Annotated in this window: 25 protein-coding genes; 11 read left to right on the forward strand and 14 right to left on the reverse strand. The window is 46.6% G+C overall.

The annotated features are described in order from the left end of the window. Positions 1 to 349: 349 nt before the first annotated feature. A complete protein-coding gene (locus FME95_RS10350; protein ID WP_147714419.1) occupies positions 350 to 664 on the reverse strand; it encodes a hypothetical protein in 315 nt (104 codons plus the stop codon). Positions 665 to 836: 172 nt separating this feature from the next. On the opposite strand from FME95_RS10350, the gene FME95_RS10355 reads away from it, so the two are divergent. Beyond that, positions 837 to 1,697, forward strand: a complete 861-nt coding sequence (locus tag FME95_RS10355; protein ID WP_147714420.1) for an acyl-CoA thioesterase — start codon at positions 837 to 839, stop codon at positions 1,695 to 1,697. Next, on the forward strand, positions 1,697 to 2,296 hold the full coding sequence (locus FME95_RS10360; RefSeq protein ID WP_147714421.1) for a flavin prenyltransferase UbiX: 600 nt from the start codon (positions 1,697 to 1,699) through the stop codon (positions 2,294 to 2,296). The genes FME95_RS10355 and FME95_RS10360 overlap by 1 nt, the downstream gene beginning before the upstream one ends. A 40-nt stretch (positions 2,297 to 2,336) precedes the next feature. Here the strand turns inward: FME95_RS10360 and FME95_RS10365 are convergent, their stop codons facing one another. Beyond that, the gene (locus FME95_RS10365) at positions 2,337 to 3,578 is read right to left on the reverse strand and encodes a multifunctional CCA addition/repair protein (RefSeq protein WP_147714422.1); all 1,242 of its coding nucleotides are present in this window, start codon (positions 3,576 to 3,578) and stop codon (positions 2,337 to 2,339) included. A 97-nt stretch (positions 3,579 to 3,675) separates the two neighbouring features. Next, positions 3,676 to 5,385, reverse strand: a complete 1,710-nt coding sequence (gene traF / locus FME95_RS10370; protein WP_147714423.1) for a conjugal transfer protein TraF — start codon at positions 5,383 to 5,385, stop codon at positions 3,676 to 3,678. Positions 5,386 to 5,612: 227 nt separating this feature from the next. On the opposite strand from traF, the gene FME95_RS10375 reads away from it, so the two are divergent. Both FME95_RS10375 and FME95_RS10380 read left to right on the forward strand, forming a co-directional pair. Further along, positions 5,613 to 6,218: an LPP20 family lipoprotein gene (locus FME95_RS10375; RefSeq protein WP_147714424.1), complete on the forward strand. Its 606-nt coding sequence runs from the start codon at positions 5,613 to 5,615 to the stop codon at positions 6,216 to 6,218. Between the two features lie 78 nt (positions 6,219 to 6,296). Continuing rightward, on the forward strand, positions 6,297 to 7,511 hold the full coding sequence (locus FME95_RS10380; RefSeq protein ID WP_147714425.1) for a flagellar assembly protein T N-terminal domain-containing protein: 1,215 nt from the start codon (positions 6,297 to 6,299) through the stop codon (positions 7,509 to 7,511). Positions 7,512 to 7,617: 106 nt separating this feature from the next. Here FME95_RS10380 and FME95_RS10385 read toward each other — a convergent pair whose 3' ends face one another. From FME95_RS10385 to FME95_RS10410, 6 genes are all read right to left on the reverse strand, one after another. After that, a complete protein-coding gene (locus FME95_RS10385; RefSeq protein ID WP_147714426.1) occupies positions 7,618 to 8,283 on the reverse strand; it encodes a TorF family putative porin in 666 nt (221 codons plus the stop codon). A gap of 95 nt (positions 8,284 to 8,378) precedes the next feature. Beyond that, a complete protein-coding gene (locus FME95_RS10390; protein ID WP_147714427.1) occupies positions 8,379 to 9,236 on the reverse strand; it encodes a symmetrical bis(5'-nucleosyl)-tetraphosphatase in 858 nt (285 codons plus the stop codon). After that, complete coding sequence (rsmA, locus tag FME95_RS10395; RefSeq protein WP_147714428.1) at positions 9,233 to 10,021, reverse strand: 16S rRNA (adenine(1518)-N(6)/adenine(1519)-N(6))-dimethyltransferase RsmA; 789 nt, start codon at positions 10,019 to 10,021, stop codon at positions 9,233 to 9,235. Before rsmA ends, FME95_RS10390 begins: the two co-directional genes overlap by 4 nt. Continuing rightward, positions 10,014 to 11,060, reverse strand: coding sequence for a 4-hydroxythreonine-4-phosphate dehydrogenase PdxA (gene pdxA, locus FME95_RS10400; RefSeq protein ID WP_342783523.1), 1,047 nt, complete (start codon positions 11,058 to 11,060; stop codon positions 10,014 to 10,016). The genes rsmA and pdxA overlap by 8 nt, the downstream gene beginning before the upstream one ends. Then, on the reverse strand, positions 11,047 to 12,297 hold the full coding sequence (locus FME95_RS10405) for a peptidylprolyl isomerase (protein WP_187265504.1): 1,251 nt from the start codon (positions 12,295 to 12,297) through the stop codon (positions 11,047 to 11,049). The genes pdxA and FME95_RS10405 overlap by 14 nt, the downstream gene beginning before the upstream one ends. A 30-nt stretch (positions 12,298 to 12,327) precedes the next feature. Beyond that, entirely contained in the window at positions 12,328 to 14,754 is a 2,427-nt protein-coding gene (locus FME95_RS10410; RefSeq protein ID WP_187265505.1) for an LPS-assembly protein LptD, read from the reverse strand. Between the two features lie 252 nt (positions 14,755 to 15,006). Between FME95_RS10410 and djlA the strand changes: the two genes are divergently transcribed. Next, positions 15,007 to 15,813, forward strand: a complete 807-nt coding sequence (djlA, locus tag FME95_RS10415) for a co-chaperone DjlA (RefSeq protein ID WP_147714431.1) — start codon at positions 15,007 to 15,009, stop codon at positions 15,811 to 15,813. 10 nt (positions 15,814 to 15,823) lie between these two features. Here the strand turns inward: djlA and trmB are convergent, their stop codons facing one another. From trmB to ftsY, 5 genes are all read right to left on the reverse strand, one after another. Next, positions 15,824 to 16,519, reverse strand: coding sequence for a tRNA (guanosine(46)-N7)-methyltransferase TrmB (trmB, locus tag FME95_RS10420; RefSeq protein WP_147714432.1), 696 nt, complete (start codon positions 16,517 to 16,519; stop codon positions 15,824 to 15,826). A gap of 105 nt (positions 16,520 to 16,624) precedes the next feature. Beyond that, on the reverse strand, positions 16,625 to 17,497 hold the full coding sequence (gene rpoH, locus FME95_RS10425; RefSeq protein ID WP_147714433.1) for an RNA polymerase sigma factor RpoH: 873 nt from the start codon (positions 17,495 to 17,497) through the stop codon (positions 16,625 to 16,627). Positions 17,498 to 17,727: 230 nt separating this feature from the next. Next, positions 17,728 to 18,702 carry a permease-like cell division protein FtsX gene (gene ftsX, locus FME95_RS10430; RefSeq protein WP_147714434.1) on the reverse strand — a complete coding sequence of 325 codons (975 nt, stop codon included), beginning with the start codon at positions 18,700 to 18,702 and terminating at the stop codon, positions 17,728 to 17,730. Between the two features lies 1 nt (position 18,703). Next, entirely contained in the window at positions 18,704 to 19,381 is a 678-nt protein-coding gene (ftsE, locus tag FME95_RS10435; protein WP_147714435.1) for a cell division ATP-binding protein FtsE, read from the reverse strand. A 2-nt stretch (positions 19,382 to 19,383) separates the two neighbouring features. Further along, a complete protein-coding gene (gene ftsY / locus FME95_RS10440; protein ID WP_147714436.1) occupies positions 19,384 to 20,430 on the reverse strand; it encodes a signal recognition particle-docking protein FtsY in 1,047 nt (348 codons plus the stop codon). A 77-nt stretch (positions 20,431 to 20,507) separates the two neighbouring features. On the opposite strand from ftsY, the gene FME95_RS10445 reads away from it, so the two are divergent. The 6 genes from FME95_RS10445 (at position 20,508) to FME95_RS10470 (ending at position 25,859) form a co-directional block, all read left to right on the forward strand. Then, positions 20,508 to 21,482, forward strand: coding sequence for a peptidase M16 family protein (locus FME95_RS10445; protein WP_147714437.1), 975 nt, complete (start codon positions 20,508 to 20,510; stop codon positions 21,480 to 21,482). Beyond that, a complete protein-coding gene (gene rsmD, locus FME95_RS10450) occupies positions 21,463 to 22,074 on the forward strand; it encodes a 16S rRNA (guanine(966)-N(2))-methyltransferase RsmD (protein ID WP_147714438.1) in 612 nt (203 codons plus the stop codon). The genes FME95_RS10445 and rsmD overlap by 20 nt, the downstream gene beginning before the upstream one ends. Before the next feature lie 112 nt (positions 22,075 to 22,186). Continuing rightward, on the forward strand, positions 22,187 to 23,644 hold the full coding sequence (locus tag FME95_RS10455) for a coniferyl aldehyde dehydrogenase (protein ID WP_147714439.1): 1,458 nt from the start codon (positions 22,187 to 22,189) through the stop codon (positions 23,642 to 23,644). Positions 23,645 to 23,709: 65 nt separating this feature from the next. Then, positions 23,710 to 24,201, forward strand: a complete 492-nt coding sequence (gene coaD / locus FME95_RS10460; protein ID WP_147714440.1) for a pantetheine-phosphate adenylyltransferase — start codon at positions 23,710 to 23,712, stop codon at positions 24,199 to 24,201. Between the two features lie 112 nt (positions 24,202 to 24,313). Continuing rightward, the gene (locus tag FME95_RS10465) at positions 24,314 to 24,568 is read left to right on the forward strand and encodes a YfhL family 4Fe-4S dicluster ferredoxin (protein ID WP_147714441.1); all 255 of its coding nucleotides are present in this window, start codon (positions 24,314 to 24,316) and stop codon (positions 24,566 to 24,568) included. A 250-nt stretch (positions 24,569 to 24,818) separates the two neighbouring features. Next, positions 24,819 to 25,859, forward strand: a complete 1,041-nt coding sequence (locus FME95_RS10470; protein WP_147714442.1) for a GMP reductase — start codon at positions 24,819 to 24,821, stop codon at positions 25,857 to 25,859. Positions 25,860 to 25,896: the final 37 nt, after the last annotated feature.

The raw sequence follows: 25,896 nt of genomic DNA on the forward strand, positions 1-25,896 counted from the left end.
AAGGTATAAAGGCAAATGAAAGCAACGTGTTTGTAGTGTTGTAGTGATGGACAGCCCGCAATGCCCCTTACCGGCTCGAGAACTCGCTGCGCTCAGACACACTCGCCGATAAACACGCATTGCTGACTGTTCTTGCAGTGACCTTTGGATAGTAGAAAAACAGATAAAAACAGTCTGATATAAAAAAGAACAAATAGATAATAAAGTTGCTGACTCAAAGTAAAGGGCGCTCTAGCTCTGCCCTAGCGAAGGTGTTTGAGCGCAGCGAGTTCTTGAGCTGGGCAAGGTAGAGAACACTGAACTGATAGTTCAGCTAGAGCAAGAAAGCGGCTTGAATAAGAAGTGAAAACTAACTTTGCAGTTTATTTTTTAAATCGTTAAATAATTGCCGTTTGGTTGTGGGGTCAAGGTCGGCTGGCGTAGCATCTGGGATAAGTGAAGTGGTATCCAGTTTAGCATCCGCATTGCTTTCAATAGGCGCTGAAAGTTGTTCAAGGTGACTTTGTAATACATCGGCTGCTTCGATTGAGCCTTGAATCTCTTCATCATCACCGGTCCACTTTTCGATACGCTGCTCCAGCTTTTCAATCATTTGAGCAACTTCTTGCTGAGAAGGTTTTTTTTCTTCTAGCCAAGCTTTGGCGCTTTGTGCGGTTGTGGACATTATTAAAGCCTTTCTGTCAGATTTAGAGCGTTGTAATTATAATGAATTGGTCGATCAATGCAGCCAAAAGTCATCCTATTGCATAGCTTACTTTACTGACTCTATTGATAAGATTAGGCTTTAGTCTGTTTAAATATGCATTGTTAATAAATCAGGTGGTAAAGGGAGCGGTATGTCTGAAGTAGTAAAGAATTTAATTAAACTTCTTGAACTGGAATCCATAGACGAGACTCATTTTCGAGGTCACTCTCAAGATTTAGGTTATCCAAAATTATTTGGTGGTCAGGTTATCGGTCAAAGTCTTTCTGCCGCTAGCCAAACAGTTGCCGATCGCCAACCACATTCGTTACATACCTACTTTATTCGTCCTGGAGATGCCAAGCTTAGTATCGAGTTTGCTGTAGAAAACGTTAGGGATGGAGGCTCTTTTAGTGTTCGTCGTGTTGTCGCAAGCCAAAATTCAAAACCTATCCTAGAGATGACTGTATCTTTCCAAGGGCATGAGGATGGCTTAGAGCACAGTGTTTCCATGCCTAACGTTCCCGGCCCAGAAGTGCTTGAACCAGAGTTGAAAATTTATCGGCAACATGCAGAAGAAATTCCTGCACCGATTCGCGATCTATTCACAGCAGATAGACCGATAGAATATCGCATAGTAGAAAATCAAAACCCATTTCGACCTCGCCACGGTATTGGTAAGCGCCATATGTGGATAAGATCTACCGCAGCGCTTCCCGATAGCCCGTTGGTGCACCAATCAATGTTAGCCTACACAACCGATTATGGATTTTTAGAAACCGCCCTGATGCCGCATGGTTTGTCGATAATTTATCCAGGCTTGACTATTGCGAGCCTTGATCATGCCATCTGGTTCCATCGTCCATTCCGCTTGGATGATTGGTTGTTATATGTCGCAGATGCACCAACAACAGGTGGTGGTCGGGCTTACGTACGCGGGCAAATTTTTGATCAATCAGGTCAATTAGTTGCCAGCACAACACAAGAAGGCTTAATTAGAGTGCCGAGCAAATAATGATAAAAGAAGTCACACTCGCGATCACGGGTGCCTCTGGCGCACCCTATGCTCATCGGTTATTGCAAGTGCTGTTGGATCAGCAGGTGCATGTGCACCTGCTAGTTTCTAAAGCTGCAATGATGGTTGCAGCCGTTGAGCAGGGCGAAGCATGGCCGACTAATCACGCTAAACTTGCCGATTACATTCGGCAGAACCTTTCAGCGAAGGGTAAGCTTGATATTTATGGCAGAGACGACTGGATGAGCCCTGTGGCTAGTGGTTCTGGAGCTCCTAGCACAATGATTGTTTGCCCTTGTTCTTCTGGTTCGTTAGCTAGTATTGCTACTGGCCAGTGCGATAACCTGATAGAGCGAGCTGCAGATGTCGTGCTAAAAGAGTCAGGACGACTTATTTTAGTGCCCAGAGAAACACCATTGCATGAAATTCATCTCGAGAATATGCTGAAATTGAAGCGCGCCGGAGCAGTGATATTGCCAGCCTCTCCCGGTTTTTACCATCAACCAAAAAGGGTTGAGGACTTGGTTGATTTTATTGTTGCTCGAATTTTAAAAAGTGCTGGTTTCGAGCAAACTCTGCTACCTGGCTGGGGTCGCTAGGCGAATATATTAGATGGCCATTTTTTAACATATGTGTAAGTCAGTCACTCAATTCATTAGAGTGGTTGGCTAAAATTTCCCCGATTAGATGACTGCGTTCTTTATCGATAGCCTCGCCAATCGCCTTACCCGTTAGCCCTTGAGCAATAAAGTTTTCAGCTGAAACCTGCTGACAAGCATCGGCCATACTCTGTAATAAAGCACCTTGTGGATAGGGTGTTGCTTCAAAACCCGTGCGTCCGCGAGCATCGGCTTGGCAAGCAATGATAAAACCGTGAAGATCTTCAGGCTGACGTAAGGCGTTAATATTTTTTAGTAGCTTGAGGATCGTCTTCGGCTTGAGCTGTGTAATGGTATGACAATGAGTATGGTAGCGGGCGACGTTTTCGACCAGGCGCGCTGTTTTTGTCGGCCACTTCATACGTTTTGCGATAGCGGGCACCAAGTCAGCACCTCGGCTTTCGTGAGCGATATGCGAAGGCAGTTTATCGACTGGAGTTAAACCCTTACCTAGATCATGGCATAAAGTCGCCATTAGGGTTGCCTCGTCATCTGTTTGGCTGCGGGCATAACTTAGGGCGAGCAACGCGTGTACGCCAGTATCAACTTCTGGGTGCCAGCGTTCAGGTTGGGGTACGCCAAAGAGACGGTCTAGTTCAGGGAAAATCAGCTTGAGCGCCCCTACTTGCCTTAAGCAATAGAAAAACTCTTCCGGGTTTTTACTCGCCAGTGCGCGACTCATTTCCGACCACACCCGCTCGGCGACTAAATGTTCAAGCTCGCCATTGTTGGTCATTTCGGTCATGAGGGCTAAGGTGTCAGGATGTACCGAAAAGCCTAAGTGTTTAAAGCGCGCCGCAAATCGAGCGACACGTAATACTCGCAATGGGTCTTCACTAAACGCAGGCGAAACATGCCGTAAGACTCGATCATTAAGGTCTTGCACTCCTTGGTAAGGGTCAATCAACCTACCATCTTGGCTTTTAGCGATAGCGTTAATGCTGAGGTCGCGGCGTAATAAGTCATCTTCTAGGGTGATGGATTGATCAAACACCACCTCAAAGCCTTTGTAGCCAGTACCTGACTTTCGCTCGGTACGTGCGAGTGCGTATTCTTCTTTTGTGTTGGGGTGTAAAAATACAGGAAAGTCAGCGCCGACCTGTTTAAAACCAGCGTCGATCATCTTTTGAGGTGTTGTGCCTACCACAACCCAGTCACGATCTTTGATCGTTAAGCCTAAAAGTTCATCACGGACAGCACCGCCAACGAGATATGTTTCCATGCTTAATGTTTCTATCTAAAAAAAAGTAGCAGCAGTATAAACAACAAAGCCCCTAAAAAGGGGCTTTGATTTAAAACGGCTGTTTGTTCTAGCTTGCTTAGAAGCTTGCTGATGCCTGTAGCGCAAAACCAAAGTCTTTAACAAACTCGGTAGCTTCGCTAAAGCCGTCAGGCTGTACCCAAGTACTAAACTCTAGACCAACGCCAAATGGTGTTAAACCAAAGCCTGTTGAAACCACATGGCTGCTATCGACGGCTAAGTTATTACGGTAGCCAGCGCGCAATGCGGCATGTTTACCAGCCTTTAATTCGCCACCTAAGGCTAAATAACGAGTCGGTACACCATATTTTAGGGCTTGGTTTTCGGTAAGGTCTAAATCCATCGCTAAGGTTGAAAAGGTAGTGCTGTGCGCAAGACCTGCACGCAATTTAGGGCGGATTTTTAGTGTCGAGCCTTGGTCGGTTTCCAAATCCCATGGAATGACATCTTTAAGTGCTAAGCCGGTAGTAAGCTTGCCCTTGTAGTCCCAAGATTTTGCCGCGCCTAAGTCGAGGTTGCCGCGTAATAGGGTGGTCGAGTTTTCTTGGAAATAGCCAACTGGGTCGTCTGAAATCTCATCAGACTCATCGCTAATGAGGTCAAGTTCAATACGCTTTTCAAATACGGTAAACATTTGCAGTTTTGGCGTTACTCCTAATGCAACATCGGTATCTGCAATAATGACGTTTTTAGCAAAGGCGACGGCTAATTCAGTCGTTTGAGCACCGATAAACTCAATCTCACTATCGAAGTTTTCTAGTGCAGAGTCATCAAATTCACCATTAGTGAAGTATGTGCCGTTGTAACTAGAGACTGCCGTTGTTGCCGTTTCGACTTCAGCTGCTTGTGTCTCAACATTATCACTAAGAGTTGCAAGTTCATCGGCCCACTCTGCTAAATCATCTTGATAAGCTTGGGAAGCGGCGCCTCCGGCATAGTCGTTTTCGTCTGGCTGTTCATTAATGTGTGCAGTAAGGGCTTCATTTGCTGCGGCTAGTTTTACCATTTCAGCACTAAGCACCGATGCTTCATCTGTCATGCCATCAAGGTCTTGGAGTAATGCGTCTAACGTAGTTTGATCTCCATCCGACAGAAGCACCTGTGCACCAATGACGAGATTAGTAGAAACAGAGACAGCCATACTTAAATTGTTGTTGGGCAGTGCTGCATCGAGCCAGTTTTCACCAACGCCCACTTGGAACGGTAAGCCATCAACAGTAGCTGAGCTGTCAACGATGTTTTGTAAGTTTGTGACTTCGGTATCCGTTACCGATACCTTACTGTCTAGCAATGTTGTATTCGTTGTTAAAGATGCTGATTCGTTATTTAGAGCAGTGATATCTGATGGGTCGACACTGCCACTTTGAGCATCACTTTGGATTCTAGTAACAAGGGTGGTTATGGCGGTTGTATTATCTGTAACGTCACTGATGACAGTAGACATACTTGCTTCTGTGCCGTCACCAGCAATCGCGGTATTAAACGCGTCGAAATCAGCATCACTCATAACATTTTGAATATCATCAAGAGTTTCAACTAGACCTGCGGAATCGTCTGTATAAACCTTAGTGGTAAATAATGACAACTCAAAATTGGTGTCTTGATTCTCAGCCAGCATTGCTGGGTTAAAATTGGTGGCGCTGGTAGCGCTTGCCGAGGCAACACCAGTTGTACCCATGGCATTAGAGGCTGCATCGTTACCGGTATAAGGGCTGGCCATTGCAATCCCTGCCGCGAGCGCACTAAAAGACATCAGTATCTGTTTCATAACTAAACCCTTTGTTTATGTAACATTTACATTGAGCTTAGCGGGAAATGGCGCTAGGTAAAAGCTAAATCAATGTTTTTATCAAAAAACATCTATTGTCATATTGACAGCTTAGGCGTGGCTTGAACTCTAAATGAATGATTAAAAATAAAACCTAAGGCTTTTTTCTAGATAGCCGATAAATCAAGCAACATAGTTATTCAGAACATTCTGAACGGAGTAGATAGATGAATATGCGAAGCCTAATGGCAGTCTCTGCTGCGGTAATATTCGCCGCAAGCTGCGGTTCTAATGGAAAAAAAGAAGAGCAAGCGCAGGCAGAAAAAGTTGATGCGATTGTTTCTCAAGTGCAAGAGATCAATGAAAAAATGCCAACGATGGAGCCAATGGTGCTTCAAGTGACTGGTTATGGCGCTATTAATGCGGCAACTCGCGGTGTTACAGAAGTGCAGAAGCGCTTACTAGCAATGCGAGCATCTAAGTTAGATGCTTATCGTACGCTCGCTGAACGAGTATACGGAACTAAAATTATCGGTAACTCAACGGTCGAAAACCTAGTTGTTCAAAACGATAAATACCGCGCCTTTGTTGATGCCAATATTTTGGGTGCAAACGTTATTTATCAAGAAATGATGCCTGATGGCAGTTACGAGACCATGGTTGAAATGATTATTGACGAAGGCTTCCGCAACTGTCTTGCCAGTCAAAATGAAGGTCGTTCTAACACTACCTGTGCATCTGATGCGGTACACAGTTTAGATTCGTTGTCACGTAGCAGCTTGTCAGCACAGGGCGTTAGCTCAACAGGCAGTGGCTTGTACTTCATTGAGTAATGACAGCCTTGAGCAATGATAGTATTTGCTGATTTCGTTAGTTACTGAACTGTAAAGCGTAGAGATTGGGGTAGGCGTATGAGCCGATTTATCAAGAGCGTATTTAAATTGTTACTGGTTAGCTGTTTGGCGATACCGGCTGTTTCTGCAAAAGAAGTCATTGCAGAAGGTGTTTCTGAAATCACCTTTGGTGATGAAAACAGCGCCAAAGTCCATGCAATGCGCAATGCGATAGAAAATGCCTCAATGCAAGTTAGCGCCAGTGTTAAAAGCAGTCAGGTGATGGAAAATGGTAATCTGACTGTCGATTACTTGCGAGTTAACAGCGCCGCACAGGTAACCGATATCGAAGTGTTGTCGGAAGGTCGTGAAGGGGCGCTGTACAAGGTCGTCATTCGGGCGGATGTCTCGCCAAATCAAATTTGCGCCAACGTCGTTGCCAATAGCTATCACAAGTCGGTCGCCATTACAGGCTTTGCAATGGAGCATCCGGAGCATGCTACCTTAGGCCATTTAGGTTCGGTTGATCGCTCGCTTGCTGCTTTGTTGGTGAATGGTTTAAACGGCCGCCAGGGTACGCGAGCATTAAGTGCAAACTACATGACGCTTTATCCGAATATCGCTAATGCGCCAACTCAAATATCACCGAGAATGACTCTAACACGTGCAGTTTCTACGGCTAAAGACTTGGGTGTTCAGTTTGTCGTTTCTGGTGTGATTCGAGATATGGCCATGGAAAATCCGGATGCGCCGCGAGCCAATGGTTGGGATAAATGGCTGAAAAAAGTTGGTGTGACCAAGGCTAAGCGAACCCGTCATTTTGTTTTTGATCTATTTGTTCATGATGGTTATTCGGGTGCGTTAGTTTTTCAGAGCCGTTATAAAACCTATGGTTTATGGAATGAACGTAATCATGATGAAATCGGTTTTGCCACCGGTAAGTTTTTTACCACCGATTATGGCCAGCAGGTTCGTATGTTAGTCGACCGTGCAGTGACCGATTTACAAGAAACCGTTCAGTGTCAGCCGTTTATGGCGACGATTGCGCAAGTGAGCGGTAATCGTATTTATGTTTCTAGCGGCGCTGAAAGTGGTTTGCGTCCGGGTGACTATTTATCGGTTTACCGCACCAGCGAACGTTTTAATCGTGAAGGTGATAATTTCTGGCAAATTTCAGATACTCGATTAGTCGCAGAAGTGAAGCAAGTTCAACCCTACTATGCTGTTGCCGAATTGGCGATTGGCGCAGAACGTTTGAATCTGCAAGTTGAAGATATTGTGATGGCTTGGTAATTAAAATCCATTGCGAATGTTCTTGTACACTTTCAGATCAATAAAAAAGCCAACGTTAATGTTGGCTTTTTTGGTTAGTCGCGAAGAACTTTTATTAGCTTGGCGATTAAAAGTTTTTGCGTAGGCCAAATAGGTAGTTGATGTCTTCTTCGTCTTGATCGTATTCACCGCCAAACGGCGTGCTGTCCGAAATCGCACTTGCACCAACGTAAATATCAATGCCGTACAGTTCTGGGAAATCGCGGCCGAGTTCAACGTGACCAGTAATGCCGATATCATCTACGTCATCTTTTAGCCAAACGCCAGCGCTGGCGTCGAGATATAGACGGTTAGATAAGTATTTTTCCAATACTAATTCTGGATACCAAGTATTTCGTTTGATACCACGGTATAAATTAATATCTAAGACATTATTCAGTGAGGTGCCAATTTTAAATTCGGTCTCATCGCTTCGAGTGTCAACAAGATAGTTGTAGGTAATGACTTCTAAATCGATATTGAAGTCATCGAACTGCATGTTGTAACCAAAGTTGACATCCATCTCGACAGGAACGCCTTCGGCTTCTTCTGAAGCATTAATATTTATAAAGCGTATGCTGGAATAGGCATTTTTGTTGGTGTTAGTCGCTTTAACATAAACGCCGATATCGTGATTGGTTTGGCTGATACCGCGGAACAGATAGTCGGACATTATGCCTGCCTGTTTAACGGTAGCGGCCTGAGTACTGGCAGCCAGGACGAGTGCTGCGGATGCAAAAAATAGCTTGTTCATTGAATCCCCTAGATTTCAAAAGAGTGCTGCATAGCAGCGTTAAGCTGAGACTAATCGGCTTGTCTGTATGGGTCAATGGCGCTGTTCTGAAAACACTAATGGGTCGACAATTCATCAAAGGCAGACTGGCTTAGTTGTGCTATGTCGCCTTTAGCATCACAAATATAGCGAGTGCTGTTATCCATATTCATCAGCGTCAGGTAATTACCCCAAGCGTAACCGGTATCTAAGCCGATCATGTTGTAATTATGAGTGATACCCATGAGTGCAGCCCAGTGACCAAAGATAAGTCGGTGCTCGCGTTTATTCGCGGGCCATTCATACCAAGGCAACATACCTAACGGGGCCTTTTGTGGTGACGACTTGGCTTTGAAATCGAGCTTGCCGTTTGCATCGCAAAACCGCATGCGGGTGAAAGCATTAACGATATAGCGTAAACGGTTGTGACCAATCAGTTTACCGGACCAACGATTCGGGCTTTGGCCATACATCTGTTTAAAAAATTCGTAGCGAGCGTTTTTATCGGCAAAGCAGGACTCGGCTTCGCGAGCCCGTTTTATCGCTTTTTTATCCGACCACTGAGGTGGAATCCCCGCGTGGGTCATGATCAGCTTGCGTTGCTCGTCTTGCACCAGCATGGGTTGCTCAATGAGCCAGGCTAACAATTCTGCGGCGTTAGGCTGTTTTAAAATATTACGAATTTCTGAGCTTGCTTTCGCAGGTAAGGCTTCATAACAGGCCAGAAGATGCAGGTCGTGATTGCCGAGTACGGTTTGGGCGGCATCACCTAAGGATCGAACATATTCTAGCGTGCCTATAGAGTCGGGGCCGCGACAGACTAAGTCGCCAGTGAGCCAAAGCTGGTCGTTGCTTGGGTCGAACTTAACATGATCCAACAGTCGCTTAAGTGGCTCAACACAGCCGTGTAAATCACCGACGGCATATAGACTCATTGCGCGCTCTCGTGCATGGCGTTAGCAATGCGAACAAAGCTTTCGATGTCGAGTGTCTCTGCTCTAACACTAGGATTAATATCGATATTGGTAAGTGCTTGCTCATCGATAAGACCTTTAAGGTTGTTCCTAAGAGTCTTGCGTCGTTGAGCAAAGGCGGCTTTTACAACCTGTGCGAATAACTGAAAATTTTCTGCTTTATAAGGCAGCTCTTTTCGAGGTGTTAATTTCACAATAGCCGAGTCGACTTTGGGTGCTGGACTGAAAGAACCCGGTGGTACAGTAAATAAATAGCGAGCTTCGCAGCGATACTGCATCATGATACCTAAACGGCCATAAGCGCTGTCGCCAGGAGCAGCACATAGGCGCTCGACCACTTCTTTTTGCAACATAAAGTGCATATCACTGATCAGTTCTGAAAACTCCAGCAACCGAAACATTAATGGCGTTGAAATGTTATAGGGCAGGTTGCCGACTAAACGTAAAGGTCGGTCATCCTGTGCTAAGGATGCAAAATCAAATTTCAGCGCATCGGCTTCATGAATCTCTAGACCTTCGTATCGGAAAAACTGAGCTTTTAAAATGGGGATTAAATCTCGGTCCAATTCGATAACGTCAAGATGTCCGTCGAGTGCTTGTAGTAACGGCTCGGTAATGGCACCACGCCCCGGACCAATTTCTATAAGGTGTTGGCCAACAGTTGGGTTAATGCTTTTAACGATTCGATCAATCACATGGTGATCGTTTAAAAAATTCTGACCAAATCGTTTACGCGCTTTATGCATGTCGTTGTTCCTGCTGTTTTAGTTGCTGCTGTTGCGCCATGCTGTGAGCATAGTTTAGTGCGGTATAGAGAGAACCGGTATCGGCTCGACCGGAGCCTGCAATATCCAGTGCCGTACCATGATCCACCGAGGTTCGAATAAATGGTAGCCCAAGGGTTATGTTGACGGCATTACCAAAGCCTTTGTACTTTAAAACTGGTAAGCCCTGATCGTGATACATGGCAAGTACCGCGTCGGCATTTTCTAGATAATGTGGCTGGAATAGAGTATCTGCTGGTAATGGGCCTTGAGTGCGAATGCCTTGCTGATGCAACGCTTTAAGTGCAGGAATAATGGTGTCGATTTCTTCATAGCCAAGATGGCCGTCTTCACCGGCGTGTGGGTTGAGCCCAGTGACTAAAATAGTTGGTTGCTCGCAACCAAACTGATGGATCAGGTCGTTGTGTAAAATACGGCAGACACGTTGAATTTTATCCTGCGTAATGGCGGCACTGACATCTTTTAGCGGTAAGTGCGTCGTTACTAATGCGACTCGCAATCCTTCTGTCGCCAGCATCATCACAACTTCTTCGACGCCGCATTGATCGCGCAAATATTCGGTGTGACCAGTAAAGGCTAAACCGCCGTCGTTGATAACACCCTTATGCACGGGGCCGGTAACAATCGCTGAGACTGTTTGGTTGTTGGCAAGCTCTATGGCAAGGTCGAGCATCTGAATGACATAACGGCTATTGGCTTTGTTGAGCTGGCCGGTGATAACTGGCTGATCAAGTGGAATGTCCAAAATAGCAAGCACACCCGCCTGGTTGCTCAGGTTTGCAAGCTCAGAGCGGTCGATTTTTTTAACTGTGACCTCGATACCCAACTCAGAGGCGCGCTGTTGCATTAGCTCTAAGTTCGCGATGACCGCGGTTGCTCTCGGAAAACCTTGAGCAGCCTGCAATAAACAAACATCAGGGCCGATACCAGCTGGCTCACCAGAGGTGATGACTAAGGGTTTGTCAGGGTTAGCAGGTTTGCAAGGATTAGCGATACTCAACGAAAGACTCCGCACGTAGTTCAGATTGCCAGCGCTCTAGCGCATCGTTGTAACGTTGTTGGCCTAGCTGATTGCGTACTTGCTGGCGTACAACATCGATACTGACATCACGATCGCGACTGCCTTCCACGCGTAAAATATGAAAGCCAAATGGCGATTTAAAAATTTCAGAAAGCTCACCCTGCTGGGTGTTTAATGCAGCTTCGGCAAATTCAGACACGTAGCTGTCCAGTCGACTCCAGCCGAGCAAGCCGCCAAGGCCTTTACTACCGTCGTCCTGGCTGAATTCATCGGCTAATTCTGCCATCGACTCGCCCGCTAAAATACGAGCTCGTAATTCTTCTAGCAGTGATTGTGCGGCGGCGTCGTCAAACACGATGTCGGTTTTGATCAAGATATGACGAATAGAATACTCTTTGATATTCAGTGAACGGACTTCTGATTTGTTCGTCAGTTGGGCGAGGTGCAAGGCGCCATTACGCTCAACAATAACGGCTTCGTTGTCGTTTAAAACCGGTACCAGCGTTCGAAACAAGGACGGTATATCCGCCAGTTTGCGCATGCCCAAATCACGGGCGTTGTCTTGATCGATTAATTTGGCACCCTTGTTGAGTTCTGCGACCAGCTGTTCAGCTTGTGTGCGCTGGCTGCTGTCAAAACGCAAATAGCTCAATTGATATTGCGTTTCGGTAAAGGATTGGCCGGATTGAGTTTGTAAAAAGCGATCAACTTCCGCATCGGATACATAAATTTGTCGGCTGATGATTTGCTTCTGCAATTCTGCAATGGTCAGTTCATTGCTGATCTGTTCTCGGATCGCTTGCTCTGAAAATCCGCGTGCATTGAGTTGCTGATAATATTGAGCGACGTTCATATTTTGTCGCGCAGCAATGCTGGCGATGGTGTTATCAATGGTTTGGTCAGGAATGATAATTCGTGATTTTTTAGCCAGTTGCAATTGCAGTGACTCTAAAATCAGCGTATCCAATAGCTGCGCTTTTAATGATTCATCATCAGGCAGTCGGTTCGGCGCGGCACGGTATTGGTCTTTAATAAAGTTTAAGCGGTTATCGAGTTCTTGCGCCGTAATGACGTCATCGTTAGCGACAACAATAATACGATCGAGCAAGACCGCTTGGCTGGTGGCACTGAACAGTAACGCGCAAATAGCGATAAAGCATTGGCTCGCTAACGAGTGAGTTCGGTATGTTGCGTTTGATCGAAACAGTTTAGTCATTTTAGGCTCTGTCATGGGTAGTTAAATCTGTCATTGATAGTTAAAGAGACGGCCTGCATATCCAAAATCGAGGCTGTTTAATATTGATTCAATGTTGCCGCTACCCGAATTGATGCCTTTGAGGGTCAGTTCAAAATAAAACTCCCACTCGGTTTCTTCTGGGTAAAACGAGTCGCTGTCATCGTCGTCAGCAGCAGATTCTAATGCTGCTAAGCGTACATTCCAGCAGCAATTATCGTATTCTAGGCCGTACAGTATGTCGTTAAACTGGTAGGCGTTTGGGCTTTCTTGCGCTTCTTTTTCAAAACTGGCGTAACCGATAAGCGCAACGTTATACCTGACAGGGAAGTAAGCACCAGCTTTTAGATAGTCGAACGTGGTGCCGTAATCATCACTGTCTTCATCGTCATCTTCTTCGCGTTCCGCTTCAAAGTAACCAAATACCTTATCCGTCGGTTTATAGTGGGCTGTTAGGCCATAGCTGCTGAACGTTTCAGCGTCATGCTCAAGCGCGGCATCGGCGCTGAATGTCCATTGAGAATTCGGTTGATAGCCCAGAGTTGCAAACCAATCGCTCCATACTGGCTGCCAATCTTCATCAATGCTATCGACACCGGTTTCGGTCAACCTTTCTTGAGACAGCTGAATGCCTTTGCTCATACTAGCGCTAAAGAACTCTGCATTGCCGTTTGCCTGATAGCGGTAAGCTAGGCTGGTGGCGAGGCGGTTCATGTCGCCAACCCGATCGTAACCTGAAAAACGACTGGCGGTAAAAAGAGCAAAGCTGGTGGCTTCTTCACTGTCTAAAATAGGGCCGTCTTGGTCGGTCAGCGGCGCATAGGCGTAATAAAGTCGCGGTGAAACAACGTGTTTATCGCCATAGCTGGTGCCTATATCTAAGCTGGCGCGACCAGCATATTGGCTGACTTGCTCTGCACCGTATTCGCTGTTTAGGTCTAAGCCTTGATCGTTAGTTAGGCTGTATTGACTCGCAAATACTTCGAACTTAGGTTTGAAATAACTTTTGGAGCTGGCTAGGTAGTCTCTACTCAAGGAAAGTGATGCGTAACTGCGAAATGCTTCGGTTGCATAGTCTAATTCGTTGCTCGCAAGACTATTTAGCTGGCTATCGGAGAGGCCACGGCTAAAGTAACCTAAGCGAAATTTTTCGACCTGATCAAAGCCTAAAATGGTGCTGTTAGGCGTTAACGATAAAGCGAACTCTGGCGCGCGTAGATAGTCATAATCGCTGGCACTGGCGTCGCTGGTAGGTTCATACTCTTCTTGTTCTTCAAACAACAGGCTGCTGCTGAACCTACTGTTGCTGTTACTTAGTTGAATGCTGTAAGTCTCAAAGTCTTCGCTGCTGTCATCGACGGGGCGGCTGTAATCGATCGCCAACTTATTGTTCAATGATGCAACCGATTTACTTAAATCCAGTGACAGCGTTTGGTAGTCGACAGAATCAGACCCTGAGTAATAGGCTGGGTCAAAATTAATATCACTGACCCAGCGGCTATCGAACTGGTATTCGATGCCACCGATAATTGAGCCTTCTTGCTCGTGCGAAATCGACCAGCGTCGATCATCGCTGCTATCAGCTTGAATAACCTGGTAATCAATTTGGTTGGTGCCGCTATGCTGTTTGGTTAAAAAGCGGAACTCATTACGCAGCACACTGCCGTTATCTGAGGTGATGACTGGCGTGATTGTATCGTCGTAGTTGGGCGCTAAATTGATGTAATAGGGCAGTGTCGTTTTACTACCCAATGTAGGCGTTAACAGGCCTGTTCTTGGTCGATCATCGATAGGGAAGCTGATGTAAGGCGTGTACAAAACAGGAATGTTCTTTACTTCGAAGCGTGCGTTCCAAGCGGTGGCTAAGCCTTCTTCACTATCGATAGTAAGGCTGCTGGCTTTAATGTTCCAAGCGTCAGAGCTGGGCGCGCAGCGAGTAAAGGTAATGCCGTTGGCATTAAAAGCATCGGCTTGAGTGCGTTCAATTTGGTTTGCTTCGCCGTGTAAGTTTTGTTGGTAGAGCACAAACTGCGCATTGTTGATGATCGCGTAATAATCTTCCAAACTGAGCGTAGCATCGCTGCCGCTGATACCATTGTCGGGTGTGCGAATAGCCACGTTGCCGGAAAGCTCACTCTGCTGGTTTGCAACTGAGTAATAAGCTTGATCAGAATTGGCAACACCCTGCTCGGAATAAATTTTAATATCGCCAGTCAAATGATGGTTTTGCTCGGCATCGCTGTTATCTTGGTCGAAAAGGATGTAGGTTTTACCGCCTTTGACGATCTCGGGTGTTTCGATAACCGGTGCCACAAAGCGGCCGCTACAATAGGGTGCGACATTGGCTTTTTCATCGTCTGAAAGTGACTGCCATGCTTTCCAGTCGGTTTGTGTTATCGGTTCAGCATTGACCGTTAACAGCACCTGAGAGGTAAGCACAAGGCAGGTTTTTTGGAGTGTATGTCGTCGCACAGAAATTCTTGTCTGGATAAAGGTAAGATCATAACCAAATTCTTGTCTGAACGCATGAGGCAAGGTGATTTTGGCGACGTAAAAAATGTGATTGATTGCCTGAATGCTAAGGCATTGGCCGAACAAAACTCAGAGTTAGGGCTCTAAATAAACTTTCTAGGTCTAAATAAGCTATCTAGCTTTAAATAATCTCTCTATAGGAATATTGGTACAGTTTTTATGAAGTATTGGGCAGGTAAGATCATTGGCGCCACGATAGGCTTTTATAGCGGTAGTTTTCTGGGGTTGGTCTTAGGCCTGTTGCTGGGTAACGCCTTTGATCAAACCACGAGGCGACGAATAAGTGGTCCTGAGCGGCCTGCATCATTAGGCATGTTGCAAACGGTTTTTTTCCAGGCGACGTTCAAAGTCATGGGCCGAATGGCGAAATCCGATGGCCGAGTGACTGAGCATGAAATCAACATGGCGCGCAAAATTATGGCGCGTATGGCATTGAAAGAGTCTCAGCGATTAGAAGCGATGCGGCTTTTTAACGAAGGTAAATCACCAGAAACGCAGATTGAACCCTTATTGCAGGATCTCGCGGAAGTGATTGGTCGACAAAGTGGCTTGAGCCAGATGTTTTTAGAAATTCAGCTTATGGCAGCCTATGCCGACGGCCAGCTCAACAGCGTTGAGCGCCAGCTGCTAGCTAAAATTAGTCGCTATTTGAGTATTAGCCCCATTCAGTTTGAAATTATTCATCAGCGTGTGCGCATTCAGGTGCGCTATTCATCGCAACAGGGGCAGGGTGAGACTAAGCGCCAGCAGGCATCATCTGCGTTGGTGGATGCCTATAAAGTCTTAGGTGTTGAGGCCAGTGCATCTGAAGCCGAAGTGAAAAAAGCCTATCGTCGACTGATGAGTCAGCACCATCCAGATAAGTTACTGGCCAAAGGCTTGCCTGAGTCGATGATGGAGATGGCAAAGCAGCGTACGCAACAAATTCAGCAAGCTTATGAGCAAATTAAGTCCGCACGCCGCTAGGGTTTGCGGTCTAATCTTTTTGGTAGATTAAATCCCAAACACCGTGACCAAGGCGCTCGCCACGTTTTTCGAATTTAGTGACTGGGCGGTGCTCAGGTCGAGCAGGTAAATAGTGGCCAGTGCCTGCGGTATTACTAAAGCCTTCGGCTGCATCCATGACTTCTAACATATGCTCGGCATAATTTTGCCAATCGGTCGCCATATGTAGTGTGCCGCCAGCTTTCAGTTTACGACGAATCAGCTGGGCGAATTCGGCGTTAACAATGCGTCGTTTGTGATGGCGCTTTTTATGCCAAGGATCTGGAAAAAACAGCTGTACACAGCTTAGGCTGCCATCGGCAATGCAGTCATTCAGGACTTCGATCGCATCTTCTTTGTAGCAACGTACGTTGTTTACATTCTCAGTGGCTACTCGATTAAGCATGCGGCCAACACCCGGTAAGTGAACCTCAACGCCAATAAAGTTTTTTTCTGGTGCGGCAATGGCCATGTCGACAAGGGAGTCACCCATACCGAAGCCGATTTCGAGCGTTGTATCGGCCTCTCGCTGAAACAGCTGTTGGCTGCTTATTGGGCCTTGGCTAACGCTGAGGCCATAAGACTTCCAATGATTGTCTAAGCTGAGCTTCTGGCTTTCCGTCATACGTGCAGCGCGTAATACAAAGCTTTTAATGCGGCGAGGAAAGTCGATGTTTTCTTGAGTCATTGGAGGCTTCACAATAAAAAAGCCGCAAAAGCGGCTTAGGTTTTTGGTTTATTCCACAGCGATAACAGTATCGGCGTGGGTTCAATCAGTGACAGATTAGATCGATTAGAAATCGATGCTCATAACCTTTTTCACTTTATTCATGGCGTTTTTCTCTAGCTGGCGGATACGCTCAGCAGAAACGCCGTATTTTTCGGCTAATTCGTGCAATGTCGCCTTTTGATCACTTAACCAGCGCTGCTGGATAATGTCGCGTGAACGATCATCCAGATCTTCAAGTGCAGTAAACAGCTGACCATGTGCGTCATCGGTATAGTTTGCGCGCTCAACGGTTAAGGCTGGGTCGTCGTTCTCATCCTGCAGGTAATCTGAAGGGTGAAAAGCAACGCCATCGTCGTCGTCATCGTTAAAGCCATCGAAAGCAGCATCGGACGCTGTTAGACGGCCTTCCATGTCGTACACCGTCTTTTTGGTGACGCCTAAGGTGTCAGCAATGTCTTGTGCTTCCGTTTCGTTTAACCAACCGAGGCGTTTTTTTGAACTGCGTAAATTAAAGAACAGTTTACGCTGTGCCTTGGTGGTGGCGATTTTAACAATACGCCAGTTGCGCAAGATGTATTCTTGGATTTCAGCTTTGATCCAATGCACGGCAAAAGATACAAGACGCACGCCGACTTCTGGGTTGAAGCGACGAACCGCCTTCATTAGGCCAACATTACCTTCTTGGATTAGGTCGCCTTGGTTTAGACCATAACCAGAATAGGTTTTTGCAATGTGCACGACAAAGCGTAGATGCGACATAACTAAGCGACGAGCGCTTGATAGATCGTCATCGTAATAAAGACTTTCAGCGAGTTCTTTCTCTTCTTCTGCACTAAGTAGCTCGAAGGTGTTTACCGTTTGAATATAGGCTTCGAGATTTTGACCTGGTGATAATGTATCTAGTGCTAGTGTCGGAACGCTATTATTTAGTTTCACATTCACTCCTTATTGGGCTTCGTGAAATTCGCTACAGCCGACCATTATAGGACGGATCTGTACTTAGTTTAAACCCTAATAACCTAGTTTAAACCCTAAAGCTGAGAATAAAACATGGGGTTAGCAAACATTAATTAAAGGTTTGTTTACAATGGCTTTAAAGTTGTACCAAAACATACGTAGAATCGATGGATTTGGTTCTGTAGTGCTTATTTTAGTAATTATTAATGTTATTTAGGGTCGGTGTCTCGCAAGTGTTTCCATAAGGCTATTCGGGCGCCAAGCAGACTGACCGCAATCGCCGAGGCCACTAAGATCAATAACTCTTTAGCGCTTAACCAAATAGCTGGACTACTCAGACCATAGCCAGCCAGAAAAGGTTTTAGGGTTGACTGAAAATTTACGCTGATCAGCGTTAGTAGCAGCGAGGCTGCTAATCCGCCAAATAAACCATACCAAGCACCTAAATACAGGAATGGTCGGCGAACAAAGGCGTCAGTGGCGCCCAAAAGCTTAATAATCTGAATATCGGCCTTACTCGATTCCACCGACAGTCGAATGGTGTTGCCAACAATCAGCAAAACAGCCATAGATAGCATGCCGCTGAGCAGGTTTACGATCGATTTGGCGATACTCATCAAATGATTAAGTCGTTCAATCCAAGCCAAGTCCAGTTGGATATCTTCAATTTCAGGAACGTCAGTCAAGGTTAAAATTAACGCCTCTAAATCGACTCGATCTTGCAGTGCAGGGACGACAACGATGCTCGCTGGCAATGGGTTATCGCTTAACTCAAGGCCAGTATTTTCGCTGATCAGTGGTCGGAAGTCCTGCCAAGCTTGCTGCTTGCTGATGTAGTCGGTGCTGACGACTTCTGGGCGTTGTGCCAGTTCAGTTGTCAGTGCTTGGCCTTGCTCTAGCGATGTTTGATCGTTGAGATAAAGAGTGATTTGACCGCCCTGTTGCCAGTGGCTGGTTTGTTGTGCGACCGCTTGTAAGGCAATGTAAAACAGAGCAGGTAGGATCAGCGCAATAGCAATCACCAGCCAAGTCAGAGCGCTGGAAATGGGTTGTCTTATCAGTGAGTTGAGAGCTTCAGTGGCGCACTTTTTATGATGCCTGAGCCAGCCAGAAACATCCCAGCCTGTGGACTGCGTCGAGCGTTTGCGATTCGCCGTTACTTTTTTCTTTCTTGCATTGGCCATTTTATTCGCCGCCTGCCGCAAAAGGAGAGTCCATCAGTTTACCGTCGCTAAGCGATAGCACACGATAATTGAGTCGCGCGATCAGTCCCAAATCATGGCTGGCAATCAGAACGGTGGTGCCTAAGTCGTTGAATTGCTCGAACAACGTCATGATGTCTTGAGACAATGCCGGATCAAGGTTACCTGTCGGTTCATCGGCGAGAATAAGAATGGGGCGCTTCACAACAGCGCGAGCAATACCGACCCTTTGCTGTTCACCGCCAGACAATTGAATCGGGCGGAAACTCGCCTTGCTAAGCAAGCCGACTTTGTCCAACGCGGCATGCACGCGGCGTTTCATATCGTTGGGTTTTTCGCCAGTGATAAGCAGCGGCTGAGCGACATTGTCGAATACCGTATGGTTCATCATCAGCTGGTGGTCTTGATGAATGATACCCAGCTTACGGCGATAAAGCGCAATATCTTGGCGGTTGTAGTTTTTCAGCAAAGCGCCGTCGACTCGGACCGAGCCGGAGGATGGTTTTTCGATCGCAGTAATCAGTTTTAACAGCGTACTTTTGCCTGCGCCAGAACGGCCGGTCAAAAACGCCAGTTCGCCCTTTTCGATATGGAAGGACAACCCTGATAGCGCCTCGTGGCCGCCGTCGTAGCGTTTACTGACTTGCTCGAATCGAATCATGGCTATTGTAAACCCAGCAGTGCATCGACAAATTCTTCTGCTTTGAAGCGGTTTAGGTCTTCAACCTGCTCACCAACACCAATAAAGCGAACGGGTATGGGTTGCTTGTTTGCCAGCGCAAAGATAACGCCGCCTTTGGCGGTGCCGTCGAGCTTGGTCAGCGCCAGTCCGGTCAGTGGTGTTGCTTGAGTAAAGGCTTGTACCTGATTGACGGCATTCTGTCCGGTTCCAGCATCGAGCACGAGCAAGACTTCGTGCGGCGCGTCTTGATCAAGTTTTTTGATAACGCGTTGCACCTTTTCTAGCTCAGTCATTAGATTGTCTTTGTTGTGCAAACGTCCGGCAGTATCGGCAATGATGACGTCTATGTTGCGAGCTTTGGCGGCCTGAACGGCGTCAAAAATAACCGAAGCGCTGTCTGCGCCAGTATGTTGTGCCACAACTGGAATGTCGTTTCGCTCGCCCCAGGTTTGTAGCTGTTCAACTGCCGCAGCACGGAAGGTATCACCAGCGGCCAACATGACAGAATGGCCTTCAGACTGAAAGCGCTTGCTCATCTTACCAATGGTTGTGGTTTTGCCGACACCGTTGACGCCAACCACTAAAATGACGTACGGCTTGTGATTAGTGTCGATAACCAAGGGCGCTTCAACCGGTGTGAGTAATTCAATCATGGTGTCGCGTAGCGCTTGCATAATGGCATCGTCACCAGCGTTTAGCTCTTTGCGAGATAGCCGAGCTGTCACCGTGCTGAGTATCTGTTCGGTTGCCTCAATGCCAACATCGGCAGTCAGCAACAGCATTTCGAGATTTTCTAGCGTATCTTCATCGAGCGACTTTTTACCTAAAATAGCGCTGCTAATACCGCTGGTAAATTGCTCGCGGGTTTTACCCAAACCAGATTTTACTCGTTTAAGCCAGTTGGCTTGTGCGACTGCAGTGTCTGCTTTAGACATCTCGTTGCCGACCTGAGTCTGTGCTTCCGAGGCCTGTTGTTTCGAGGTTTGTGGTTCTGGGCTCTTGTGTTTACGCTTTGAAAATCCGAACATGGTGAGAGGTGCCAATAAACTATTCTAGAAGGTGGCCTACATTAACACAGAATCAATGGACTAAAAACGGATGCTCAATGTTTCACTTTAAGCGACGCACACTCTGGATCATCATGTATATCACCATCCCGCTGATTGCGTTATTAAACAGCTTAGGGCCAGATGAATCAGCGCAGAATGATGCGGAAAAGACTCAAGCCGCGTCGCCCACTGAGTCAACTCAATCAATTGCTTCGACAACAGAGCCAACCAACTCGGCAATAACCGAGCCGGTTATGGCGGATTCGTGGCGTTTATCTGAGCTTGCGTTCGACTGCTTAAACTCTGTTTGCCCAGTTTATTTACCGGGCGCTGCTGAATTTTATGTCACGGTAATCAGCGATCAGGTTCCTGTTGAGCGCGTTGATGTCCCGACTCAATTGCAAGTCTCTGCAACAGGTCAGGCAGGTTGGTTTGTCATTAGAGTTAAAAGCCCAGCGGGCGATGAAGCGATCGAGCAAGCGCGGTTATTTTTACAGCAGTGGTTACCCGCAAACGCAACCATGAAACTGGTCTTGAGCGGCGATATCGATAGCGCCATTGTTGAGCATTGGTCGTCGTTAAAATCCGAACTGAATGCATCTGGCGCACCTTACCGAGCGGCAGTGCAAGCTTTGCCGACCTCGATAGCCAGCCCTACCTTGGGCAGCGAACAGCAGCTAGCATTTTTGCTTTGGAGTGAAGTGCTTAAACAAAGGCTAGCTAAACAGCAAATCGAATTGCATTGGGATCACCGCGCCAAACCGAGCTTCTTGATTTTATCTGCTCCGGTAGATCCTGCCGATTTAAAACCGGTTGATAATTCTGAATTGGCCCCGATCTTATCGGCTTACATCGATCAGGCCCAGTTGCCGCAGCGCAGTGCAGAACAGATTCATCGCTATGCCGTTTCGGCAGTATTGCATCAGTTACCACTGTCTTATTTTGCTGAGCAGGGCGAACGTTTAAACGCCATAACCTTGCCTTCTATTAATCGTGCGCGAGACTACTTCATTGAGCAAATCCAGCCGTAAAAAAAATCATTCAAATCCACAGCCACGTTCAACGGCAAGCGGTACTTTAAGAATTGTTGGTGGTAAGCATCGCGGCCGAAAACTCAGTATTCCGGCGCTCGATGGCCTACGACCAACCTCTGATCGCGTTCGAGAAACGCTGTTTAATTGGCTGCAGTTTGAACTTGCTGGCATGTCAGTGGTCGATCTATTTGCTGGTACCGGCGCTCTCGGTTTGGAAGCCTTATCACGTGGAGCTAAGCAGGTTGATTTTGTTGAGCCGCAACGCCTAGCGGCGCAAGGTATTCAGCAATCGCTGTCGGTTTTGGCTGAAACAGAGGCTCAGGTTCATATAAAAACAGCGCAAGCTTTTTTACTTGAGCAGCCAACCAAAGTTGATTTGATTTTTGTTGACCCTCCATTTGCATTAGGGCTTTGGGATCAAACGCTGAGTGCGTTAGTAGAGCAAGACTGCTTGAACAATGGCGGCTACGTTTATCTTGAAAGTCCGAAAACGCAACCGATTAACCTGCCAAATGGATTTGTTGTCGTAAAAGACAAGACCGCGGGCAATGTTCGCTTTCAACTACTTCAGCTGCGCAGCTCCAGTTGAACTTCTTCCGTTGTATAACCTAAGTCGATTAGATGTTCTTAGCTTTGAATAAATAGCAGCTTGGATAAATGCAGACTGAACCAACAAAAACTGGAATGAATAGGGTATAGCAATGACTCAATCAAACAGATTGCAGCAACAGTTAGCTGACCAGCTGCTTAAACAAGATCAGGCATACCGGGACCAACCTTACGCTAGCGCTGCGGTTCGGCAAAAGCGGCTGCGCACACTGAAAAAAATGCTGGTAGAGAATCGAGCAGAAATTTGCGACGCCATTGATGAGGATTTTGCCGGTCGATCAAAAAACGAAACACTGATTGCCGAATATCTTCCCAGCGTTATGGCAATTAATGATGCGGTTCGTCACCTTAAAGGCTGGATGAAACCAGACTATAAAATGCCGCATTGGTTGTTTCAGCCTGCAACGGCCAAGGTGCTAGCGCAGCCGCTTGGTATTGTCGGCATCATGGTGCCTTGGAATTATCCGCTTTATTTGGCGATAGGCCCGTTAGTCGGTGCGCTATCGGCAGGCAATCACGCCATGGTAAAGCTGTCTGAATTTACGCCAAAATTTGCTGCTCTGTTTGAGCAGCTTATTCGAACCTACTTTACGCCTGGCTTAATTACCGTCGTTAATGGCGAAACAGAAGTAGCGCAAGCCTTTAGTGCCTTGCCATTTGATCATCTGGTTTTTACCGGCTCAACCGCTGTGGGCAAGCACGTTATGCGAGCTGCGAGCGATAACCTGACTCCAGTAACTCTTGAATTAGGCGGTAAAAGCCCAGCGGTGATCGACCGTTCTATTGGTATGGCTGAGGCCGCGCAACGGTTAGTTTTTGCTAAGTCGATGAACGCAGGGCAAACCTGTGTCGCGCCCGATTATGTATTGTGCCCAGAAGAGTCGATTGACGATTTTATTCAGCACTATATCGCCGAAACAAAACGCCAGTACGCTGATATTCGTGATAACGATGATTTCTCCAGCATCATTAATGAGCGCCAACGGCAGCGTTTAATCCATCTGTTAAACGACGCTAAAGCACAGGGTGCAACTCTTTATATTGTTGGTCAGTCAGGAAACCTAGAAGACAGTGATGCTTTTGAAAACGACATCAGTTTTGAAGGCTATGGCACTAAGTTTCCGCCAGTTTTGGTCAAGGATGCACCAGCAGGTTGTGAACTCATGACTGAAGAAATTTTTGGGCCGATTTTGCCGGTGGTAGGCTACAACGAAAGAGCCGAAGCTTTGCAATACATCAATGCCCGACCAAGGCCATTGGCGCTTTACGTGTTCGGTTTTGATCGCGCGTTGAAACCTCTGTTCGAGCAAGGTACGCACAGTGGCGCATTATTGTTCAATGAAGCCTTGATTCATGTTGCTATGGAAAACCTACCCTTTGGTGGTGTTGGTGCCAGTGGCATTGGCCAATATCATGGTTTTTATGGATTTCAGCGCTTATCGAAACTTAAACCGATTGTTTCTAAAGGCCGTATAAGTAGCTTGAAATGGCTTTACCCGCCCTATAAAGGCTGGATAATTCAGTTAATGTTGAAGATTATGCGCGGCTGATTTGTTCGCAATCGTCGCATAAGGTAATATTCGCGCGCTTTTTTTGACCAACTAACGGAACGCCAATGACTAGAATCGTCGTCTATCCGGGAACTTTCGACCCTATTACGTTGGGGCACATGGACTTAATCGAGCGCGGATTACGCCAGTTCGATAAGCTGGTTGTCGCGGTAGCAGCTAGCCCAAAAAAGAACCCGTTGTTTTCATTAGAGAATAGGGTGGCCCTCGCTAAAGAGGTAACTCAAGGGCTAGGCAATGTTGAAGTGATAGGCTTCAGTAATCTGTTGGTCGATTTTGCTCGGGAGCAGGGTGCGCAAGCAATTTTGCGTGGCTTGCGAGTGGTTAGTGACTTTGAATATGAGTTTCAGCTAGCCAACATGAACCGAGTTTTAGCACCGGATTTAGAAAGTTTATTTTTAACGCCGTCAGAACAATTTTCATTTATATCGTCGACCTTTGTACGAGAAATTTCCTTCCTGAAAGGGGATGTTTCTAAAATGGTCCATCCGGCGGTTGAGGCGGCGTTGACCAAACAGTTCGATGGCTTGGGGCGTTAGTTTAACGCGCAAAAAAACAGCCGACACTAACGGCAGTTAATAATTAGTAGAATGAATAAAAACAGCGCAATTTACAGACGCTGCAACGAAGAGAATCAGGAAGGACTACAACATGGCGTTAATCATTACCGATGAATGCATCAACTGTGATGTTTGTGAGCCAGAATGCCCGAACAGCGCTATATCTGAAGGCGAGGAAATCTATGAGATTGATCCGGCTTTATGTACTGAGTGCGTCGGTCATTATGACGAACCACAATGTCAGCAGGTTTGCCCAGTGGATTGTATCCCGCACGATGCAGACAACGTAGAAAGTCGAGACCAATTGATGGAAAAGTATGAGCGCATCATGGCCGCTCAGGCCTAAGGGCTTATCCTCTAGCCAGTTAACTGGCTGCTAACCCGGTTTCGGTTAGGTTAACTCACAGCAAAAGCCTCAACACAGTTGGGGCTTTTTTTCGTTTGGCGAGCCTTCACATGCCTGTCTGAAATTAGGTTGCTAGCTAGAGGGGGTATTTCATTGCCTGACTTGTTGGTCAAAATACATTGTCGATAATGAATATCGGTGTTAGCCTTGGTCACCGGTTTTTAACACACCTCATGCCGGAGCACACTCCATGCGCGTCGAAAACGACATTAAATTGGGCTTTAAGGATGTCATGATCCGCCCGAAACGTTCTACTTTAAAATCTCGCTCGCAAGTCTCACTAGAAAGAACCTACACCTTCTGCAATAGCGGTCAAACTTGGACTGGCGTGCCAATTATTGCCGCCAATATGGACACTGTTGGAACTTTCGAAACAGCTCAAATTTTGGCTGGTTTTAAAATGCTCACCGCAATGCATAAGCATTACTCGGTACAGCAATGGGCGGATTTTTTAGCGCAACTGCCTGTCGAACAGCTGCCCTATATTATGGTCAGCACTGGCACTTCCGATGCCGATTACGAACGCTTGCAGCAGATATTGGCACTAAACGACGGCCTATCATTTGCCTGTATTGATGTTGCCAATGGTTATTCGGAGCACTTTGTCAGTTTTCTACGTCGTGTACGAAAGAGCTATCCAAAGCTGACCATTGTTGCTGGTAATGTTGTTACCGGTGAAATGGCTGAAGAATTAATTTTATCGGGAGCCGATATCGTCAAGGTTGGCATTGGCCCCGGCTCTGTTTGTACCACGCGAGTAAAAACAGGCGTTGGCTATCCACAGGTTTCGGCGGTTATTGAATGTGCCGATGCCGCTCACGGTTTACGCGGTCATGTCATTTCCGATGGCGGTTGTGCCTGCCCGGGTGATGTTTCTAAAGCCTTTGGTGCCGGTGCTGACTTTGTCATGCTCGGTGGCATGCTTGCCGGTCATGATGAAAGTGGCGGTGAATTAGTTGAGCAGGAAGGCAAAAAATTTAAACTGTTTTATGGCATGAGTTCCGATACCGCGATGGATAAATATCATGGCGGAGTTGCTAATTATCGCGCCAGTGAAGGCAAGACAGTTAAAGTTCCTTACCGCGGCTCAATCGTCGATACGATCCATGACATTCTGGGTGGCGTGCGTTCAACCTGTACCTATGTTGGCGCCAGTGAATTAAAAGAACTGTCTAAACGTACGACTTTTATTCGCGTACAAGAGCAAGAGAATCGCGTCTTTACTCAATAGCTGTTGCTTGATTTAACAACCATTCAATCGATGGTTG

Origin of the sequence: Reinekea thalattae (assembly GCF_008041945.1) — a bacterium.
In the GTDB taxonomy this organism is placed as follows: Bacteria; Pseudomonadota; Gammaproteobacteria; order Pseudomonadales; family Natronospirillaceae; genus Reinekea; species Reinekea thalattae.

What these genes read in the sequence shown, in the direction of transcription:
- FME95_RS10350 (WP_147714419.1), bottom strand. Translation starts at nt 664, where the DNA reads ATGTCCACAACCGCACAAAGCGCCAAAGCTTGGCTAGAAGAAAAAAAA.
- FME95_RS10355 (WP_147714420.1), top strand. Translation starts at nt 837, where the DNA reads ATGTCTGAAGTAGTAAAGAATTTAATTAAACTTCTTGAACTGGAATCC.
- FME95_RS10360 (WP_147714421.1), top strand. Translation starts at nt 1,697, where the DNA reads ATGATAAAAGAAGTCACACTCGCGATCACGGGTGCCTCTGGCGCACCC.
- FME95_RS10365 (WP_147714422.1), bottom strand. Translation starts at nt 3,578, where the DNA reads ATGGAAACATATCTCGTTGGCGGTGCTGTCCGTGATGAACTTTTAGGC.
- traF (WP_147714423.1), bottom strand. Translation starts at nt 5,385, where the DNA reads ATGAAACAGATACTGATGTCTTTTAGTGCGCTCGCGGCAGGGATTGCA.
- FME95_RS10375 (WP_147714424.1), top strand. Translation starts at nt 5,613, where the DNA reads ATGAATATGCGAAGCCTAATGGCAGTCTCTGCTGCGGTAATATTCGCC.
- FME95_RS10380 (WP_147714425.1), top strand. Translation starts at nt 6,297, where the DNA reads ATGAGCCGATTTATCAAGAGCGTATTTAAATTGTTACTGGTTAGCTGT.
- FME95_RS10385 (WP_147714426.1), bottom strand. Translation starts at nt 8,283, where the DNA reads ATGAACAAGCTATTTTTTGCATCCGCAGCACTCGTCCTGGCTGCCAGT.
- FME95_RS10390 (WP_147714427.1), bottom strand. Translation starts at nt 9,236, where the DNA reads ATGAGTCTATATGCCGTCGGTGATTTACACGGCTGTGTTGAGCCACTT.
- rsmA (WP_147714428.1), bottom strand. Translation starts at nt 10,021, where the DNA reads ATGCATAAAGCGCGTAAACGATTTGGTCAGAATTTTTTAAACGATCAC.
- FME95_RS10405 (WP_187265504.1), bottom strand. Translation starts at nt 12,297, where the DNA reads ATGACTAAACTGTTTCGATCAAACGCAACATACCGAACTCACTCGTTA.
- djlA (WP_147714431.1), top strand. Translation starts at nt 15,007, where the DNA reads ATGAAGTATTGGGCAGGTAAGATCATTGGCGCCACGATAGGCTTTTAT.
- trmB (WP_147714432.1), bottom strand. Translation starts at nt 16,519, where the DNA reads ATGACTCAAGAAAACATCGACTTTCCTCGCCGCATTAAAAGCTTTGTA.
- ftsX (WP_147714434.1), bottom strand. Translation starts at nt 18,702, where the DNA reads ATGGCCAATGCAAGAAAGAAAAAAGTAACGGCGAATCGCAAACGCTCG.
- ftsE (WP_147714435.1), bottom strand. Translation starts at nt 19,381, where the DNA reads ATGATTCGATTCGAGCAAGTCAGTAAACGCTACGACGGCGGCCACGAG.
- ftsY (WP_147714436.1), bottom strand. Translation starts at nt 20,430, where the DNA reads ATGTTCGGATTTTCAAAGCGTAAACACAAGAGCCCAGAACCACAAACC.
- FME95_RS10445 (WP_147714437.1), top strand. Translation starts at nt 20,508, where the DNA reads ATGTTTCACTTTAAGCGACGCACACTCTGGATCATCATGTATATCACC.
- FME95_RS10455 (WP_147714439.1), top strand. Translation starts at nt 22,187, where the DNA reads ATGACTCAATCAAACAGATTGCAGCAACAGTTAGCTGACCAGCTGCTT.
- coaD (WP_147714440.1), top strand. Translation starts at nt 23,710, where the DNA reads ATGACTAGAATCGTCGTCTATCCGGGAACTTTCGACCCTATTACGTTG.
- FME95_RS10465 (WP_147714441.1), top strand. Translation starts at nt 24,314, where the DNA reads ATGGCGTTAATCATTACCGATGAATGCATCAACTGTGATGTTTGTGAG.
- FME95_RS10470 (WP_147714442.1), top strand. Translation starts at nt 24,819, where the DNA reads ATGCGCGTCGAAAACGACATTAAATTGGGCTTTAAGGATGTCATGATC.